Consider the following 17,768-nt stretch of genomic DNA (forward strand, 5'->3'; position numbering starts at 1 on the left):
GAAGATTTCGTCAGTTTCCTATTTTTACTTTGCTTTTTGCGGCCTTAGTATCTTGAAAGTTGAACACGGGCTAAATCCCTAGTGAAAAAGATAGATTTCCCAGTGTGCATCGCACACTGCGTCAATCTCCTATTTTCATACGGGATTCTTTACGCCCTTTGTATCCTGATTTTTGTAGGCAAGACGTATAATATAATTAATCCAAAGGGGATTTTAATGACAAAACAAGTATTTCAAACGACTTTTGCGGGTCGTGAGTTGGTTGTAGAGACTGGCCAGGTTGCTAAACAAGCAAATGGCTCTGTTGTCGTGCGTTACGGTGAGTCAACGGTTTTGACTGCTGCCGTTATGTCTAAGAAGATGGCAACTGGGGATTTCTTCCCACTTCAAGTCAACTACGAAGAAAAAATGTATGCGGCTGGGAAGTTTCCTGGTGGCTTTATGAAACGTGAAGGACGTCCTTCAACGGATGCGACTTTGACAGCGCGTTTGATTGACCGTCCAATCCGTCCGATGTTTGCGGAAGGTTTCCGTAATGAAGTGCAAGTGATCAACACCGTCCTTTCTTATGATGAAAATGCATCTGCACCGATGGCAGCTATGTTTGGTTCATCCTTGGCTCTTTCTATCTCAGATATTCCATTTGACGGCCCAATCGCTGGGGTACAAGTTGGCTATGTCGACGGTGAAATCATCATCAACCCAAGTCAAGAACAAGCAGAGCGTTCGCTTCTTGAATTGACAGTTGCAGGAACTAAACATGCTATCAACATGGTTGAGTCTGGTGCCAAAGAATTGTCAGAAGAAATCATGTTGGAAGCCCTTCTGAAAGGGCACGAAGCAGTCAAAGAATTGATTGCCTTCCAAGAAGAAATCGTTGCTGCTGTCGGTAAGGAAAAGGCTGAAGTAGAATTGCTTCATGTAGATGCTGAATTACAGGCTGAAATCATCGCAGCCTACAACAGTGACCTCCAAAAAGCGGTTCAAGTCGAAGAAAAATTGGCTCGTGAAGCTGCAACTCAAGCAGTGAAAGACCAAGTGACTGCTGTTTACGAAGAAAAATATGCAGACCATGAAGAATTTGAACGAATCATGCGTGATGTGGCTGAAATCTTGGAACAAATGGAGCATGCTGAAGTGCGCCGTTTGATTACAGAAGACAAGGTTCGTCCTGACGGTCGTAAGGTCGATGAAATCCGTCCTTTGGATGCAGTTGTTGACTTCCTTCCTCGTGTACACGGTTCCGGTCTCTTCACGCGTGGGCAAACTCAAGCCCTTTCAGTCTTGACCTTGGCTCCGATGGGGGAAACTCAAATCATCGATGGTTTGGATCCAGAGTACAAGAAACGCTTTATGCACCACTATAACTTCCCTCAATACTCTGTAGGGGAAACGGGTCGTTATGGTGCGCCTGGTCGTCGTGAAATCGGTCACGGTGCTCTTGGTGAGCGTGCCCTTGCTCAAGTCTTGCCAAGTTTGGAAGAATTCCCATACGCTATCCGCCTGGTAGCAGAAGTCTTGGAATCAAATGGTTCTTCATCTCAGGCTTCTATCTGTGCGGGAACTCTTGCCCTTATGGCTGGTGGTGTGCCAATCAAGGCGCCAGTAGCTGGGATTGCCATGGGTCTCATCTCAGATGGAAACAACTACACAGTCTTGACAGATATCCAAGGTTTGGAAGATCACTTTGGAGACATGGACTTCAAGGTTGCAGGTACTCGTGACGGGATTACAGCCCTTCAAATGGATATCAAGATTCAAGGGATTACTGAAGAAATCTTGACAGAGGCTCTTGCCCAAGCCAAGAAAGCCCGTTTTGAAATCCTTGATGTGATTGAAGCAACCATTCCAGAAGTTCGTCCAGAATTGGCTCCAACTGCTCCGAAAATTGATACCATCAAGATTGATGTAGACAAAATCAAAATTGTCATCGGTAAGGGTGGAGAAACCATCGACAAGATTATCGCTGAAACAGGCGTTAAGATTGATATCGACGAAGAGGGTAATGTGTCCATCTACTCTAGCGACCAAGCTGCCATTAACCGTACCAAAGAAATCATTGCTGGCTTGGTTCGTGAAGCCAAAGTGGATGAAGTTTACCATGCTAAGGTTGTTCGTATCGAGAAATTCGGTGCCTTTGTTAACCTCTTTGACAAGACAGATGCCCTCGTTCACATTTCGGAAATAGCTTGGACTCGTACCAACCGTGTCGAGGATTTGGTAGCTATCGGTGATGAAGTCGATGTTAAGGTTATCAAGATTGATGAAAAAGGCCGTATCGATGCCTCTATGAAAGCTCTTCTTCCTCGTCCACCAAAACCTGAGCATGATGAAAAAGGTGAAAAGTCTGAGCGTCCTCACCGCCCACGTCATCATAAGGATCACAAACCTAAGAAAGAATTTACAGAAACACCAAAAGATTCAGAATAAGAAAAGGAGAAATGTATGGGATGGTGGCGCGAAACCATTGATATTGTAAAAGAAAATGATCCAGCGGCACGAAACAGTTTGGAAGTTTTGCTGACCTATCCGGGTGTCAAAGCCTTGGCTGCCCACCGTCTCTCGCATTTTCTATGGAAGCACGGCTTCAAACTCCTGGCTCGAATGCACAGTCAGTTTTGGCGCTTTTGGACCCAGATTGAGATTCATCCAGGTGCTCAGATTGACTCAGGTGTTTTTATCGACCATGGTTCAGGTCTGGTGATTGGAGAGACAGCAATTGTTGAGAAGGGAGTTCTCCTCTATCATGGGGTGACTCTTGGAGGAACAGGGAAAGACTGTGGCAAACGCCATCCGACTGTGCGTCGAGGTGCCTTGGTCTCTGCTCATGCTCAAGTCATTGGTCCAGTTGAAATTGGTGAAAATGCCAAAGTTGGAGCAGGGGCAGTCGTCGTGGCGGATGTACCTAGTGATGTGACCGTAGTTGGAATCCCTGCCAAGATCGTGCGCGTCCACGGTCAGAAAGACGAGCCAACCATCCACGAGGTGGAAGAACAGCGAGAATATTATCTGGACAAGCTGGAGCATGCCCGCGAAGCCAGCCACCATTCGTCGGAGCTCTAAAAAAGGCCTGCTTTGGACAGCTAACAAGATATCTTGGGAGGTCTTGTCAAGGAGTAATTTGGCAAACTGTAACTCAGTGGGCTCACTATAAGTGAAGCCGAAAAGATGAGACCAAACTTTGCCGTCAAAGAAAAAGACGAGGATGGCTTTGCTGAAGCCTTAAAGAAAGAGAAGTTATGCTATTAGAGGAATTTGAAGATGTAGCAGCAGTCATTGAGCCAACTGAAAAGCCGGTCCATGACAAGGGTGAGGTATGCGAAACCATCATCCTGTCCTTTAATGGCGAAATTCTGAAACGTTTGCTTGAGTCAGAGGAAGTCTATCCAGGAGGCTATTTGAAAAGTATCAACGGCCAGCATCCATGGTATATTTATGACCAAGGATCTAGCAAGCTAGCAGTTATGTTGGCTCCAATTGGGGCTCCCATGATAGTTGGCCAGCTGGAGGAGTTGGCGACTAGAGGCTTCAAGAATTTCATCATGCTAGGTTCCTGTGGTGTTTTGGATCGCTCGATCGAGGCGGATAAAATCATCCTGCCTGCGGCAGCTTTGCGAGACGAAGGGACTAGCTACCACTATGCCCCACCGGGTGATGAAGTCGCCTATGACGAGTCTCTGCTAATCAAGCTTGAAGCCATTTTTGATAAGCACAATATCGAGCATATCCTCGCTAAGTCTTGGACGACTGATGCCTTTTATCGGGAAACGCCTGATAAGGTCAAGCGTCGCTTGGCTGCTGGAGCCAAAGTGGTGGACATGGAAGCTTCAGCTATCATGGCTTGGGCACAATTTCGACAAGCCAAGGTTTATCAGTTTTTCTACACGGCTGATTATGTTGACCATCACAATCATGAGTGGGATGCAAGACATGAAGAACGGACAGCTGATGCCATGACTTTTTTCACTATCGCTTTGACAATAGCAAAGGAACTGGAAAGGAACTGAGCAGAACTAGAAAGGAAACTACAAGAATGGCAGTATATTTTTACGGCTGTATAACCATGGATGGCTACTTGGCAGACAGCCAGCACAGTATAGACTGGCTGCATCAGCTTGGTTCTGTAGAGGATACAGGCTATGATGACTTTTACAGGCAAATGGATATCACCATCATGGGCAAGCGGACCTTTGAGGAAATCCAAGATTTGCAAGATGTAGAAAGTTTTTATCAAGCTACGGAAAACTATGTCTTTACGCATGATAGGCACCTGCCTGTCAGCAATTACCAGCCAGTAGCTGGGGATGTGGTGGACTTTGTTCACCAGATTGACAAAGGCAAAAATGTCTTTGTGATTGGTGGTAATTCCTTGGTAGGACCGCTCTTGGATGCGGATCTTTTCGACCACCTCATTATTCAGATAGCGCCCCTTATCCTAGGAAAGGGGGTTCCCCTCTTTACCCAAGAGGAAGGGCAGCGCTTTTACCAACTGGATAGCCTCAGACAATTTGGCCCTTTTGCAGAGCTGGTTTTCAGCCGAAAAAATCAGAAATAGAGAAGGGAGTGGACCGCATGATTAAAATTTACGACACCATGACCCGCAGCCTACGTGAATTTGTGCCCATTGAAGAGGGCAAGGTTCGCATGTATGTCTGCGGTCCGACGGTTTATAACTATATCCATGTCGGCAATGCCCGCTCAACAGTAGCTTTTGACACGGTTCGTCGCTATTTTGAGTATCGGGGATTTGAGGTCAACTATATTTCCAATTTTACAGATGTGGATGATAAGATTATCAATCGAGCCAAGGAAGAAGACATCACACCAAAAGAAGTGGCTGACAAGTATATCGCAGCTTTTCGGGAGGATGTGACTGCCTTAGGTGTCAAGCCTGCAATTCAGCATCCGCGTGTGATTGACTTTTTGGAAGCAATCATTGACTTTGTGCAGACTTTGGTGGACAAGGGCTACGCCTATGAGTCAGAGGGCGATGTCTATTTCCGCGTCGAAAAGTTTCACGATTATGCCAAATTAGCCAACAAAACCTTGGCAGACTTGGAGTTGGGTGCTTCTGGTCGGACAGATGAGGAGACCGCCCGTAAGGAAAATCCAGTGGACTTTGCTCTCTGGAAGGCAGCTAAGCCAGGTGAGATTTCTTGGGACAGCCCTTGGGGACCTGGTCGTCCAGGCTGGCATATCGAGTGTTCGGTCATGTCAACAGAGATTTTGGGAGATACCATTGATATTCACGGTGGTGGAGCCGATCTGGAGTTTCCGCATCATACCAATGAAATTGCCCAGTCAGAAGCTAAAACAGGTAAGACTTTTGCCAACTACTGGATGCACAACGGCTTTGTCAATATCGACAATGTCAAGATGTCCAAGTCCTTGGGTAACTTTATCACTGTGCATGATGCATTGAAGACTATCGATGGCCAAGTGCTTCGATTCTTCTTTGCCACTCAGCATTACCGCAAGCCTATCAACTTTACAGAAAAAGCAGTGCGGGATGCCGAGACCAATCTCAAGTATCTAAAAAATACTTACGAACAACCATTTACAGGAACTGTGGATGCTCAAGAATTACAAGCTTTCCAAGATAAGTTTGTGGCCGCTATGGATGAGGATTTCAACTCTGCCAACGGTATCACAGTTGTCTTTGAAATGGCCAAGTGGATCAACTCAGGTAACTATGATGCAAGTGTCAAGCAAGCTCTTGCGGCTATGTTAGAGGTCTTTGGTATTGTCTTTGTTGAGGAAGTTTTGGATGCAGAGATTGAATCTTTGATCCAAAAACGCCAAGAAGCGCGTGCTAATCGTGACTTTGCCACAGCAGATCAAATCCGTGACCAATTAGCTGCTCAAGGCATTAAACTACTGGATACAAAAGATGGAGTGAGGTGGACACGTGATTGATGTCAATCTCATTAATGGGATTGCGCTAGCTTTTGAAGGGGATGCGGTTTATTCCATGTATATTCGTCGTCACCTCATCCTTAAAGGCATGACCAAGCCCAATAAACTTCACCAAGAGGCGACCAAGTATGTATCTGCCAAGGCTCAGGCTCGCCTGATTTCTCTTATGTTGGAGGAGCAAGTCCTTACGGAAAAAGAAGAAGAAATCTATAAACGAGGTCGCAATACCAATAGCCACACAAAGGCTAAAAATGCTGATGTGCTGACTTACCGCATGTCTACTGGCTTTGAAGCGGTCATGGGCTATCTCCATCTGACTGAAAATGTGGAGCGGCTAGAGACCTTAATTTCTTGGTGCATCCAAAAAGTGGAGGGCTAGGATATGATTGCAAAGGAATTACAAGACTGGTTTCCTGAAGCTCAGATTTCAGATCAGCCGATAGAGAAATTAGGATATCTTACTCTTCCTCTGTCTTCACAGCAGTGGATTTTACTGGAAGAGACCAATCTCACTGAACGTGAAAAGCAGTTAATTGCTCTTTTAACCCAGCAGGAGCAGGCTCGTTCGCTCAATCCTTGGTATTCCTATCTGATTGAGGGAAAGGGGCAGGCGCCTCAAACTTTTAAAAAGATTCAGCTGGTTTATTGCCATCTATCCTATTACCAACAGGAGAATCTAGCCTCTTGGCTGGATATGATGCAGACCCTCTTTCCTAACTGCCAGACAGTGGTGCAGGTCGGAGTTCAGGACTATGTTTTTGTTCTCCAGCAAGATAAATACAGCTCTGTTCGCTCAATCTTATCCGATACGATTGAGGCAGTGGAGTATGACTTTGGTCTTCGTCTATCTATCATGTTGGGGCAGGTCTGGTCACAGACTGGATATCAGGCTCTGTCAGATTTAATCCAAGCAGAGCGGGACTTGTTTAAGACTTGGTGGCGTCAAGGACATCAAGGTGTTCATACTTTTTCCCAGCTCTATCTTTGGAGTATGGGAGAAAGACTTGTGGACCTGAGAGTCATTAAAGAATACCTACACCAGATGATTTTAGAACAAGACCAGATACAGGAAATTATTCTTTCTCTCTGGGAAAACAGTGCTGTCTTAACGAAAACAGCTCAACAACTCTACCTGCACCGTAATTCTCTCCAATACAAGATTGATAAATGGGAAGAATTAACAGGGCTTCAGTTAAAAGAATTGACAGATTTGACCCTATGTTATCAATTGATTTTACCAGATATTCTCTAAAGTTTTGTGCAAGTTGCACAGAACTTTTTTATTTTTTTGGTCACCTTGCCATAGAAATGTAAAGCGTTTTCATTTATAATAAAACTATCAAAAAATAAAAGGAGTTCACCTTCCATGGTAGAATTAAATCTTAAAAACATTTACAAAAAATATCCCAACAGCGAACACTACTCAGTTGAAGACTTCAACTTGGACATCAAAGACAAGGAATTTATCGTTTTCGTAGGTCCTTCAGGATGTGGTAAATCAACAACTCTTCGTATGATTGCTGGTCTTGAAGACATTACAGAAGGTACTGCATCTATCGATGGCGTGGTTGTCAACGACGTCGCTCCAAAAGACCGTGACATCGCCATGGTATTCCAAAACTACGCTCTTTACCCACACATGACTGTATATGACAACATGGCTTTCGGTTTGAAATTGCGTAAATATAGCAAAGAAGACATCGACAAGCGTGTGCAAGAAGCTGCAGCAATCCTTGGCTTGAAAGAGTTCTTGGATCGTAAACCAGCTGACCTTTCAGGTGGTCAACGTCAACGTGTTGCCATGGGTCGTGCAATCGTCCGTGATGCAAAAGTGTTCTTGATGGACGAACCTTTGTCAAACTTGGATGCCAAACTTCGTGTATCTATGCGTGCTGAAATCGCGAAAATCCACCGTCGTATCGGAGCTACAACTATCTACGTAACCCACGACCAAACAGAAGCGATGACTCTTGCAGACCGTATCGTTATCATGTCAGCAACTAAGAACCCTGCTGGTACAGGTACTATCGGACGTGTTGAACAAATCGGTACTCCTCAAGAAGTTTACAAAAACCCAGTTAACAAGTTCGTTGCAGGATTCATCGGAAGCCCAGCTATGAACTTCATCAATGTGAAATTAGAAGGCAATGAAATTGTTTCTGACGGTTTCCGCTTGAAAGTTCCAGAAGGCGCTTTGAAAGTTCTTCGTGACAAAGGCTACGAAGGAAAAGAATTGATCTTCGGTATTCGTCCAGAAGATGTGAATGCAGAACCTGCTTTCCTTGAAACATTCCCAGAATCAGTTGTCAAAGCTACGATCTCAGTATCTGAGTTGCTTGGTTCAGAATCTCACCTTTACTGCCAAGTTGGTAAAGACGAATTTGTTGCCAAAGTGGATGCTCGTGACTACTTGCAAACAGGTGCAACAGTTGAACTTGGATTTGACTTGAACAAAGCACACTTCTTCGACGTAGAAACTGAAAAAACAGTTTACTAAGATAAATAAAATAACAAAGCACTGCAGAGTCTCTCTTGCAGTGTTTTTCTTTTAATTGCTTAGGCTAGGCATGAAAACAGGCTTTTCTAGTTTTAATATTCTTAAAAAAGTGATAAAATGGTAGGAAGAATTGGAGAGAATAAATGCCGAAAGAAGTGAATTTGTCGGGCGATGAGGTTGTCGCTTTAACGCAAAAATATTTATCGAAAGAAGATGTTGCTTTTGTACATAAAGCCTTAGTTTACGCAGTTGAATGCCATAGTGGTCAATACCGTAAATCTGGCGAGCCCTATATTATTCATCCCATTCAGGTGGCAGGGATTTTAGCCAAGCTTAAGCTAGATGCCGTGACAGTTGCCTGTGGTTTTTTGCATGACGTGGTTGAAGATACGGATGCGACATTGGATGATTTAGAGCAAGAGTTTGGTCATGAAGTTCGCATTATTGTTGATGGAGTGACTAAGCTTGGTAAGGTTGAGTACAAATCGATTGAGGAACAATTGGCTGAAAATCACCGCAAGATGCTTATGGCCATGTCTGAGGATATCCGTGTTATCTTGGTTAAATTATCGGACCGTTTGCACAATATGCGGACTCTCAAACACCTGCGAAAGGACAAGCAAGAACGGATCTCCAGAGAAACCATGGAAATCTATGCTCCACTTGCTCATCGTCTGGGGATTTCCAGCGTCAAGTGGGAGTTGGAAGACTTGTCCTTCCGCTATCTCAATCCAACTGAGTTTTACAAGATCACTCATATGATGAAGGAAAAACGCAGAGAGCGTGAGGCTTTGGTCGATGAAGTCGTGACAAAGTTAGAGGACTACACTTCCGAACGCAATCTAAAAGGGAAAATCTATGGCCGTCCCAAGCATATCTACTCTATCTATCGCAAGATGCAGGATAAGAAGAAACGCTTTGAGGAGATTTATGACCTGATTGCCATTCGCTGTATCTTGGATACCCAGAGTGATGTTTACGCCATGCTGGGTTATGTGCATGAACTTTGGAAACCTATGCCAGGCCGCTTCAAAGACTATATCGCTAACCGCAAGGCCAACGGTTACCAGTCTATCCATACGACCGTCTATGGGCCAAAAGGACCGATTGAATTCCAGATTCGGACCAAGGAAATGCACGAAGTGGCTGAGTACGGGGTTGCGGCTCACTGGGCTTATAAGAAAGGAATCAAAGGTCAGGTCAACAGCAAAGAGTCTGCGATTGGTATGAACTGGATCAAGGAGATGATGGAGCTCCAAGACCAGGCTGACGATGCCAAGGAATTTGTCGAGTCTGTTAAGGAAGAGTATCTGGCGGAGGAGATTTACGTCTTTACCCCAGATGGTGCAGTTCGCTCCCTTCCAAAAGATTCAGGCCCGATTGATTTTGCCTATGAAATCCATACCAAAGTCGGTGAAAAAGCAACTGGTGCTAAGGTCAATGGCCGTATGGTTCCTCTGACAACCAAGCTCAAAACTGGAGATCAGGTCGAAATTGTAACCAACCCCAACTCTTTTGGCCCGAGTCGTGACTGGCTCAACATGGTTAAGACCAGCAAGGCACGCAACAAGATTCGTCAGTTCTTTAAAAACCAAGACAAGGAATTGTCTGTTAATAAGGGACGCGAACTGCTGATTAATCAGCTCCAAGAGAATGGCTATGTGGCTAATAAGTATATGGACAAGCGGCACATGGACCAAGTCCTTCAAAAGACCAGCTACAAGACAGAAGACTCCCTCTTTGCTGCTATTGGTTTTGGAGAAATCAGTGCTATTACGGTCTTTAACCGTCTGACTGAAAAGGAACGCCGTGAGGAGGAACGTGCCAAAGCTAGGGCAGAGGCTGATGAGTTAGTTAAGGGTGGCGAGGTTAAGGTTGAGAATAAGGAGAAGCTCAAGGTCAAGCATGAGGGCGGTGTGGTAATCGAAGGCGCCTCAGGTCTATTAGTGCGGATTGCCAAGTGTTGTAATCCAGTGCCGGGTGACGACATTGTCGGCTACATTACTAAGGGACGCGGTGTAGCTATTCACCGTGTGGACTGTATGAATCTCCGTGCTCAAGAAAACTATGAGCAGCGTCTCCTTGATGTGGAATGGGAAGATCAATTCTCAAGCAAGGAATACACTGCTCACATCGATATCTATGGTCTAAACCGTACAGGTCTTTTGAACGATGTTCTGCAAGTTCTCTCAAACACGACAAAGAATATCTCAACCGTTAACGCCCAACCAACCAAGGATATGAAATTTGCCAATATCCATGTGTCTTTTGGCATCTCAAATCTCTCAACTCTAACGACAGTAGTTGATAAGATTAAAAGTGTGCCAGAGGTTTACTCTGTCAAACGGACCAATGGCTAAGATCTAGAAAGGATTTTTATGAAAATCGTCGTTCAACGAGTTAAGAAAGTTCAAGTGAGTATTGAAGGTCAGGTTCAGGGAAAAATCAATCAGGGGCTCTTATTGTTGGTCGGAGTAGGACCAGAGGACCAAGAGGAAGATCTGGACTGTGCTGTCCGAAAGCTCGTCAACATGCGGATTTTTTCAGATGCAGAAGGCAAGATGAATCTGTCTGTCAAGGATATTGAAGGGGAAATTCTTTCTATTTCTCAGTTTACCCTTTTTGCGGACACTAAGAAAGGCAATCGTCCCGCCTTTACAGGTGCAGCCAAGCCTGATATGGCAGCTAACTTCTATAACGCTTTCAATCAAAAACTAGCTCAGGAAGTGTCCGTTCAGACAGGCATCTTTGGAGCGGATATGCAGGTTGAGCTGATCAATGACGGACCAGTCACCATTATCCTTGATACTAAAAATAGATAAGAAAACCAAGCCCAGCTGGCTTGGTTTTTGTTTATAGACACTCCCAGAAAGAGATGTGTTTGTCGTAAAAGTCTGGATAGTTTTCTCTTATGTGGCTAGCCATTATATAATAAAAAGTAGAATGACAAGAAGTAATGATTGGCATAAGAGAGGAAAATCGCTGATAACTGGTGAAGACTAAAAGGATCAATAACAGAAGATCAACTGAGAGAGTCCCTAAGTAGTAGAGGCGAATTTTTTTGTTAATCTGAGGATAAATCTCAGCGAATTGATTTTTGAGTCGGACAACCAAGCGAAATAGCAACAGTCCTTGAGCAAGGATAAAAATAAAACCAGAGAGCAGGAGCCAGTCTACAGAGGGATCGGTTTTGGAGATAAAAATTGCTAATAGTAGCAAATCGCTGAGTGCAATAGCTGCAAAATGGATTCTAAAGAGCTTTTTCATAGGAAGACCTCCCTCTTTTATCTAGCTTCATTCTACACCAAATGAATGGGACTTACAAGCAAAATAATAAAAAATTCCTGAAAGGAACTTCTTTCAGGAATAAGGGGTTAGTTGATTTTTTCGACATAGAGTTGTTTGGCGATATCGATGCTAACTTGGAGGTCTTCACCTTTGTTGACCAGTGTAAAAGTATTGGAAAAATTATCAAACTGTTTGACTTGGAGTTGGTCACCGATATGAATCTCATGCTTTTCTAAGTATTTGAGCAGATCAAAGCTATCGTGAACCCGAGTCAGGAGATAGGTGCCAGCTTCTTTGGTATCTGCTAGAGGTAGGTTGTTGATCTCAACCAAGAGTTCTCCCTTGGCTGGAATGGTTCCACCGTGGGGACAGGTTTGAGGGAAGCCAAGCAGTTTATCCAATCTCTCTACGAAGAGGTCAGATACAGTGTGCTCTAGGACCTCAGCTTCTTCGTGGATTTGATCGCTGGTATAGTCTAGATGGTGAACTAGAAAGACTTCAATCAACCGGTGTTTACGATAAAGCTCAGAGACCAGTTTGAGGCCAATATCTGTCAATAGATAGCCATTCTCCTTATCCTTGAGGATGAGATTTTCACTTTTCATGCGTTTGATCATCTCTGTTACAGCAGGTGGAGAGACCTGCATACGGGCAGCAATTTCTTTATTGGTGATTTTTTGCATTTCCGTACCGATTTCATAAATACATTTTAGGTAGTCTTCTTTATTTGGCGTCATTCGTTTCCTCTTGTCTTTTCTCTCCATCTAGTATATCAAAAAAAGCTAGATTTCTCTAGCCTTCAGCCCTAATGGCTTTGATTTTAGTCCAGTTCTTTAACTGCGGCAATGGCAGCTTCAAAGTCTGGTTCCGTGTTGATATTGTCAACGTATTCCACATAACGGATGACATTGTCAGTATCGAGAACAAAGACGGCACGCGCAAGGAGATGCCATTCGTTGATCAAGAGGGCATAATCACGCCCGAAAGAATGGTCGAAGTAGTCTGAAAGCATGATGGCATTGTCAAGGCCTTCAGCCCCACACCAGCGTCCTTGGGCAAATGGTAGGTCCATAGAAACGGTGAGAACGACGGTATTGTCAAGGCTAGCAAGTTCTTGGTTAAAACGACGTGTTTGCGTTGAGCAGATACCAGTATCGATAGATGGGACAACACTCAAGACTTTTTTCTTTCCGTCAAAGTCAGCTAGCGTTTTTTTAGAGAGATCGGTTGTCGTAAGAGAAAAGTCAAGTGCCTTGTCTCCGACTTGCAGTTGTTTACCTGTAAAGGTTACAGGATTTCCGAGAAAAGTGGTCATGAAACTACTCCATTCTTTTTTCTTTTATTTTACCGAGAATTGTCAGATTTTTCCAATGATTTGACTGGAAAGTGAAAACAAAAAAAAAACGCCAGTTCATGTGAGAACGACGTTTTTTAATGGATTATTTTGACAAACCTTCAGCAATCTTGTCAAGGTTGTATTTCATCATGTTGTAGTAGCTGTCACCTTCTTTACCTTCTTCAGCGATTGAGTCAGTAAAGATTTGTGCGTAGATTGGGATATTTGTGTCTTGTGAAACAGTCTTCATTGGACGGTCATCGACACTTGACTCAACAAAGAGAGATGGAACTTTTGTTTGGCGAAGTTTTTCAACCAAGGTTTTGATTTGTTCAGGAGTACCTTCTTCTTCTGTGTTGATTTCCCAGATGTAGGCACTTGGGACACCGTAGGCTTTAGAGAAGTATTTGAAGCATCCTTCGCTGGTTACGATGAGTTTCTTCTCAGCAGGGATATTGTTAAATTTCTCTTTGGCTTCCCTGTCCAGTTTGTCTAGTTTTTCAGTATAGTCTTTGAGATTTTTTTCGTAGAATTCCTTGTTGCTAGGATCCTTAGCGATCAGCTGTTTAGCGATATTTTTAGCATAAATCATCCCATTTTCAAGGTTGAGCCAAGCGTGTGGATCTTCTTTGCCTTTCTCGTTTTGGCCCTCAAGGTAGATAACATCAACGCCTTCGCTAACTGCAAAGTAGTCTTTGTTTTCAGTTTTCTTGGCATTTTCTACTAATTTGGTAAACCAAGCATTGCCACCTGTTTCAAGGTTGATACCGTTATAGAAAATCAAATCAGCTTGAGAAGTTTTCTTAACGTCTTCAGGAAGTGGTTCGTATTCGTGTGGGTCTTGACCAACAGGAACGATACTGTGAAGATCAATCTTGTCACCAGCGATATTCTTGGTAATATCAGCGATGATTGAGTTTGTAGCAACAACTTTTAGTTTTTGACCAGAAGCTGCATCTTTTTTTCCGCTAGTACATGCGACAAGAGCAATAACAGAAAGAAAGAGAACAAGAAATGTACCTAATTTTTTCATTAGATTCCTCCGATTTTGGGCTCGTGCCCGATTATTTTAACATAGTTTTATTTTTTAGTTTCAAGTATCGTTGCTTTGGTGCGATAAAGAAACTGATTAAAAAGAAGCTGGCGGATGTGAGCACGATGCTGGATCCTGCTGCGAGATTGAAGCTATAGCCGACAAAGAGTCCCAAAACAGAAGCGGTTGCTCCTAGGGTTGATGAAAGAAAAATCATGCTCTTTAGGCTATTGGCATAAAGGTAAGCCGTCGCAGCTGGGGTGATCAACATGGCCACGATAAGAATAGTTCCAACACTTTGCATGGCAGTGACTGACACAAGGGTCAAGAGCACCATGAGCAGATAGTGGTAGAAATTAACGGGCATTCCCATGGCTTTAGCCAGAAGCTCGTCAAAGGATGTAATCAATAGTTGTTTAAAGAAAATCCCGATAATCAAGAGAATCAATGCCCCCATACCAATGGTAATCCACATGTCTGTATCTTGGACAGCGAGGATATTCCCAAAAAGGATATGGAAGAGGTCTGTCGAACTCTTGGCAACACTAATCAAGATGACACCTAAGGCTAAGAAAGATGAAAAGGTAATACCAATGGCGGTGTCACTCTTGATGATAGAGTTTCCCTTGATGTAGGTAATGATGATGGAAGCCATCAAACCAAAGATGATCGCTCCAATAAAGAAATCAATTCCCAGGATAAAGGAAAGGGCTACGCCGGGCAAAACTGCGTGAGAGATGGCATCCCCCATGAGAGACATTCCACGCAGGATGATAAAACATCCCACAGCTCCAGCAACCACTCCGATGACAATAGCTGTGATCAAGGCGTTTTGTAGGAAATGGAAATTTTGCAATCCATTGATAAATTCTGCTATCATAGGTCACCTCCATTGAAAAAGAGTTTGCTACCATAAGCCTTTTTGAGATTGGCCTCGGTAAAGGTTTCTTCGGTCGGACCAAGGTCTATTAATTCTCGATTGAGAAGCAAAACTTGGTCGAAATAATGGGGGACTTTACTGAGGTCATGATGGACGATGAGAACTGTTTTACCAGCTTTTTTAAGGTCTCTCAGCGTATTCATGATAATCTCTTCACTAACCGAATCAATCCCGACAAATGGCTCATCTAGAAAGATGTAGTCAGCTTCCTGCACTAAGCAACGGGCAATCAAAACACGTTGGAATTGTCCTCCTGAGAGCTGGCTGATTTGGCGATCAGCATAGTCTGAAAGTCCAACGATTTCAAGTGCATCTGCCACTTTTTTCCAGTGGCTGGCCTTTAAAGTGTGAAAGAGCGGGATAGATGGATAGAGTCCCAGTGAGACACATTCCTTGACTTTGATAGGGAAATTGTAGTCGATATGGATTTTTTGCTCGACATAGGCAACTCGATTTAAAGATTTCTTGACTTCTTTGTCGTCGAGAAAGGCCTGACCTTCATGTGGGATAATTCCCAACATACCTTTTAATAAAGTTGATTTTCCAGCACCATTTGGACCAATAATTCCGGTAATCGTTGGTCCTTGGAGCACTAGTGAAATATCCTTTAGTGCCAACGTTTCTTTGTAGGAGACACTGAGGTGTTCAATACGTATCATACAGTTGTTTTCCTCCTGCCTTTTAATATACCTTAAAAAAAAAATTAAGTCAAGTTAATTTTTGAAAAATTTAAAATAATAACTGAAAAATGAAGAGAAAAGAGAAATCATTTTTAATTGCATTCCCAAGTGTTTTTTGCTAAGCTAGGAATAAGTGAAAAATGAAAGCGAGAACAAGATGACACGTTATCAAGATGATTTTTATGATGCAATCAATGGCGAATGGGAAAAAACAGCTGTCATTCCAGCTGACAAATCTCGAACAGGTGGTTTTATTGACCTTGATGAAGAGATTGAAGAGTTGATGCTGGCAACTACAGACAAGTGGTTGGCAGGTGAGGAAGTCCCAGAGGATGCTATCCTCGCCAACTTTGTTAAGTACCATCGCATGGTACGCGATTTTGATAAGAGAGAAGCAGATGGGATTAAGCCCGTCCTTCCTCTACTCAAGGAATACCAAGACTTAGAAAGTTTTGCAGATTTTACCAGCAAACTAGCAGAGTTTGAACTAGCTGGTAAACCAAACTTCCTTCCATTTGGTGTTTCACCAGACTTTATGGATGCCAGAACCAATGTTCTCTGGGCCAGTGCACCAGGAACGATTTTGCCAGATACGACCTACTATGCGGAAGACCATCCTCAACGTGAGGAGCTCTTAACGCTTTGGAAGGAAAGTACTACGAATCTTCTCAAAGCCTATGATTTTTCAGATGAGGAAATCGCAGATTTGCTAGAGAAGAGATTGGAATTGGATCGTCGTATCGCAGCAGTAGTCCTTTCAAACGAAGAAAGTTCAGAATATGCCAAACTCTATCATCCATACGCTTATGAAGATTTCAAGAAATTCGCCCCTGCTCTACCTCTAGATGACTTTTTCCAAGCCGTTCTTGGGCAAGTGCCTGACAAGGTTATAGTAGATGAGGAACGTTTCTGGCAAGCAGCAGACCAATTTTACAGTGAAGAAGCATGGCCTTTGCTCAAGGCAATCTTGATTTTGAGTGTGGTGAATCTTTCAACCAGCTATCTCACAGACGAGATTCGTGTCTTGTCAGGTGCCTATGGACGTGCCCTTTCAGGTGTTCCAGAAGCTCAGGACAAGGTCAAGGCGGCTTATCACTTGGCTCAAGGTCCTTTTAAGCAAGCTCTTGGTCTCTGGTACGCGCATGAAAAATTCTCTCCAGAAGCCAAGGCGGATGTAGAGAAAAAAGTAGCGACGATGATTGACGTTTATAAGGAACGCTTGGCTAAAAACGATTGGCTCACTCCTGAAACGCGTGACAAGGCCATTGTCAAACTCAATGTCATTAAGCCTTATATTGGTTATCCAGAGGAATTACCAGCCCGCTATAAGGACAAGGTAGTGGACGAAACTGCCAGTCTCTTTGACAATGCCCTAGCCTTTGCGCGTGTGGAAATCAAGCACAGCTGGAGCAAGTGGAACCAACCAGTTGACTACAAGGAGTGGGGAATGCCAGCTCACATGGTTAATGCCTACTACAATCCTCAGAAGAACTTGATTGTCTTCCCAGCTGCTATCTTACAGGCGCCTTTCTATGACTTGCATCAGTCATCTTCTGCTAACTACGGTGGGATTGGTGCTGTTATTGCCCACGAGATTTCTCATGCCTTTGACACAAATGGCGCTTCCTTTGATGAAAATGGTAGCCTCAAGGATTGGTGGACAGAAAGCGACTATGCTGCCTTTAAAGAAAAAACACAAAAAGTCATCGACCAGTTTGATGGTCAAGAATCCTACGGCGCAAGGATCAACGGAAAATTAACCGTATCAGAAAACGTTGCCGACTTGGGAGGGATTGCTGCAGCCCTTGAAGCTGCCAAGAGAGAGCCAGACTTCTCAGCTGAAGAATTCTTCCACAACTTTGCTCGCATCTGGCGCATGAAAGGCCGTCCAGAGTTGATGAAACTCATGGCTAGTGTCGATGTCCATGCGCCAGCTAAACTCCGTGTCAACGTCCAAGTACCAAACTTCGATGACTTCTTTACAACTTATGATGTCAAAGAAGGCGACGGCATGTGGCGTGCACCAGAGGATCGTGTGATTATTTGGTAATACAAAAACCAAGGATAGCTTCCTTGGT

The 17,768-nt window shown here is 43.8% G+C and carries 17 protein-coding genes; 11 read left to right on the top strand and 6 right to left on the bottom strand.

The annotated features are described in order from the left end of the window. Positions 1-216 precede the first annotated feature (216 nt). The 10 genes from pnp (at position 217) to dtd (ending at position 11,235) form a co-directional block, all read left to right on the top strand. Complete coding sequence (gene pnp / locus D8802_RS03215) at positions 217-2,430, top strand: polyribonucleotide nucleotidyltransferase (RefSeq protein WP_125394764.1); 2,214 nt, start codon at positions 217-219, stop codon at positions 2,428-2,430. Positions 2,431-2,445: 15 nt separating this feature from the next. Further along, a complete protein-coding gene (gene cysE, locus D8802_RS03220; RefSeq protein WP_125394765.1) occupies positions 2,446-3,063 on the top strand; it encodes a serine O-acetyltransferase in 618 nt (205 codons plus the stop codon). Between the two features lie 176 nt (positions 3,064-3,239). Continuing rightward, entirely contained in the window at positions 3,240-4,007 is a 768-nt protein-coding gene (locus D8802_RS03225; RefSeq protein WP_125394766.1) for a nucleoside phosphorylase, read from the top strand. A gap of 26 nt (positions 4,008-4,033) precedes the next feature. Then, on the top strand, positions 4,034-4,555 hold the full coding sequence (locus tag D8802_RS03230; protein ID WP_125394767.1) for a dihydrofolate reductase family protein: 522 nt from the start codon (positions 4,034-4,036) through the stop codon (positions 4,553-4,555). Positions 4,556-4,572: 17 nt separating this feature from the next. Further along, positions 4,573-5,916 carry a cysteine--tRNA ligase gene (cysS, locus tag D8802_RS03235; RefSeq protein ID WP_125394768.1) on the top strand — a complete coding sequence of 448 codons (1,344 nt, stop codon included), beginning with the start codon at positions 4,573-4,575 and terminating at the stop codon, positions 5,914-5,916. Further along, on the top strand, positions 5,909-6,295 hold the full coding sequence (locus tag D8802_RS03240; protein WP_125394769.1) for a Mini-ribonuclease 3: 387 nt from the start codon (positions 5,909-5,911) through the stop codon (positions 6,293-6,295). The genes cysS and D8802_RS03240 overlap by 8 nt, the downstream gene beginning before the upstream one ends. 3 nt (positions 6,296-6,298) lie before the next feature. Further along, positions 6,299-7,168, top strand: coding sequence for a helix-turn-helix domain-containing protein (locus D8802_RS03245; protein WP_125394770.1), 870 nt, complete (start codon positions 6,299-6,301; stop codon positions 7,166-7,168). Between the two features lie 114 nt (positions 7,169-7,282). After that, the gene (locus D8802_RS03250; protein ID WP_084949178.1) at positions 7,283-8,413 is read left to right on the top strand and encodes an ABC transporter ATP-binding protein; all 1,131 of its coding nucleotides are present in this window, start codon (positions 7,283-7,285) and stop codon (positions 8,411-8,413) included. Positions 8,414-8,556: 143 nt separating this feature from the next. After that, positions 8,557-10,773: a RelA/SpoT family protein gene (locus tag D8802_RS03255; protein ID WP_125394771.1), complete on the top strand. Its 2,217-nt coding sequence runs from the start codon at positions 8,557-8,559 to the stop codon at positions 10,771-10,773. Positions 10,774-10,791: 18 nt separating this feature from the next. After that, positions 10,792-11,235: a D-aminoacyl-tRNA deacylase gene (dtd, locus tag D8802_RS03260; RefSeq protein ID WP_125394772.1), complete on the top strand. Its 444-nt coding sequence runs from the start codon at positions 10,792-10,794 to the stop codon at positions 11,233-11,235. A gap of 31 nt (positions 11,236-11,266) precedes the next feature. On the opposite strand, the gene D8802_RS03265 is transcribed toward dtd, so the two are convergent. From D8802_RS03265 to D8802_RS03290, 6 genes are all read right to left on the bottom strand, one after another. Continuing rightward, positions 11,267-11,680 carry a hypothetical protein gene (locus D8802_RS03265; protein ID WP_125394773.1) on the bottom strand — a complete coding sequence of 138 codons (414 nt, stop codon included), beginning with the start codon at positions 11,678-11,680 and terminating at the stop codon, positions 11,267-11,269. Positions 11,681-11,787: 107 nt separating this feature from the next. Further along, on the bottom strand, positions 11,788-12,438 hold the full coding sequence (locus D8802_RS03270; protein WP_125394774.1) for a metal-dependent transcriptional regulator: 651 nt from the start codon (positions 12,436-12,438) through the stop codon (positions 11,788-11,790). A gap of 83 nt (positions 12,439-12,521) precedes the next feature. Next, entirely contained in the window at positions 12,522-13,016 is a 495-nt protein-coding gene (tpx, locus tag D8802_RS03275; protein WP_049489569.1) for a thiol peroxidase, read from the bottom strand. Positions 13,017-13,140: 124 nt separating this feature from the next. Then, positions 13,141-14,070 (bottom strand): metal ABC transporter substrate-binding protein, encoded by a 930-nt coding sequence (locus tag D8802_RS03280; RefSeq protein WP_125394775.1) that lies wholly within the window; start codon positions 14,068-14,070, stop codon positions 13,141-13,143. A 31-nt stretch (positions 14,071-14,101) separates the two neighbouring features. Further along, positions 14,102-14,950: a metal ABC transporter permease gene (locus D8802_RS03285; RefSeq protein ID WP_125394776.1), complete on the bottom strand. Its 849-nt coding sequence runs from the start codon at positions 14,948-14,950 to the stop codon at positions 14,102-14,104. After that, positions 14,947-15,669: a metal ABC transporter ATP-binding protein gene (locus D8802_RS03290; RefSeq protein WP_125394777.1), complete on the bottom strand. Its 723-nt coding sequence runs from the start codon at positions 15,667-15,669 to the stop codon at positions 14,947-14,949. Before D8802_RS03290 ends, D8802_RS03285 begins: the two co-directional genes overlap by 4 nt. A gap of 178 nt (positions 15,670-15,847) precedes the next feature. Between D8802_RS03290 and D8802_RS03295 the strand changes: the two genes are divergently transcribed. Further along, entirely contained in the window at positions 15,848-17,740 is a 1,893-nt protein-coding gene (locus D8802_RS03295) for a M13 family metallopeptidase (protein WP_125394778.1), read from the top strand. The last annotated feature ends 28 nt before the right edge of the window (positions 17,741-17,768 follow it).

The organism is Streptococcus oralis (assembly GCF_003943395.1).
GTDB lineage: Bacteria > Bacillota > Bacilli > Lactobacillales > Streptococcaceae > Streptococcus > Streptococcus oralis_BF.

Bases quoted from the DNA above. Each gene is read 5' to 3' on its own strand.
- pnp (WP_125394764.1), top strand. From the start codon at position 217: ATGACAAAACAAGTATTTCAAACGACTTTTGCGGGTCGTGAGTTGGTT.
- cysE (WP_125394765.1), top strand. From the start codon at position 2,446: ATGGGATGGTGGCGCGAAACCATTGATATTGTAAAAGAAAATGATCCA.
- D8802_RS03225 (WP_125394766.1), top strand. From the start codon at position 3,240: ATGCTATTAGAGGAATTTGAAGATGTAGCAGCAGTCATTGAGCCAACT.
- D8802_RS03230 (WP_125394767.1), top strand. From the start codon at position 4,034: ATGGCAGTATATTTTTACGGCTGTATAACCATGGATGGCTACTTGGCA.
- cysS (WP_125394768.1), top strand. From the start codon at position 4,573: ATGATTAAAATTTACGACACCATGACCCGCAGCCTACGTGAATTTGTG.
- D8802_RS03245 (WP_125394770.1), top strand. From the start codon at position 6,299: ATGATTGCAAAGGAATTACAAGACTGGTTTCCTGAAGCTCAGATTTCA.
- D8802_RS03250 (WP_084949178.1), top strand. From the start codon at position 7,283: ATGGTAGAATTAAATCTTAAAAACATTTACAAAAAATATCCCAACAGC.
- D8802_RS03255 (WP_125394771.1), top strand. From the start codon at position 8,557: ATGCCGAAAGAAGTGAATTTGTCGGGCGATGAGGTTGTCGCTTTAACG.
- dtd (WP_125394772.1), top strand. From the start codon at position 10,792: ATGAAAATCGTCGTTCAACGAGTTAAGAAAGTTCAAGTGAGTATTGAA.
- D8802_RS03265 (WP_125394773.1), bottom strand. From the start codon at position 11,680: ATGAAAAAGCTCTTTAGAATCCATTTTGCAGCTATTGCACTCAGCGAT.
- D8802_RS03270 (WP_125394774.1), bottom strand. From the start codon at position 12,438: ATGACGCCAAATAAAGAAGACTACCTAAAATGTATTTATGAAATCGGT.
- tpx (WP_049489569.1), bottom strand. From the start codon at position 13,016: ATGACCACTTTTCTCGGAAATCCTGTAACCTTTACAGGTAAACAACTG.
- D8802_RS03280 (WP_125394775.1), bottom strand. From the start codon at position 14,070: ATGAAAAAATTAGGTACATTTCTTGTTCTCTTTCTTTCTGTTATTGCT.
- D8802_RS03285 (WP_125394776.1), bottom strand. From the start codon at position 14,950: ATGATAGCAGAATTTATCAATGGATTGCAAAATTTCCATTTCCTACAA.
- D8802_RS03290 (WP_125394777.1), bottom strand. From the start codon at position 15,669: ATGATACGTATTGAACACCTCAGTGTCTCCTACAAAGAAACGTTGGCA.
- D8802_RS03295 (WP_125394778.1), top strand. From the start codon at position 15,848: ATGACACGTTATCAAGATGATTTTTATGATGCAATCAATGGCGAATGG.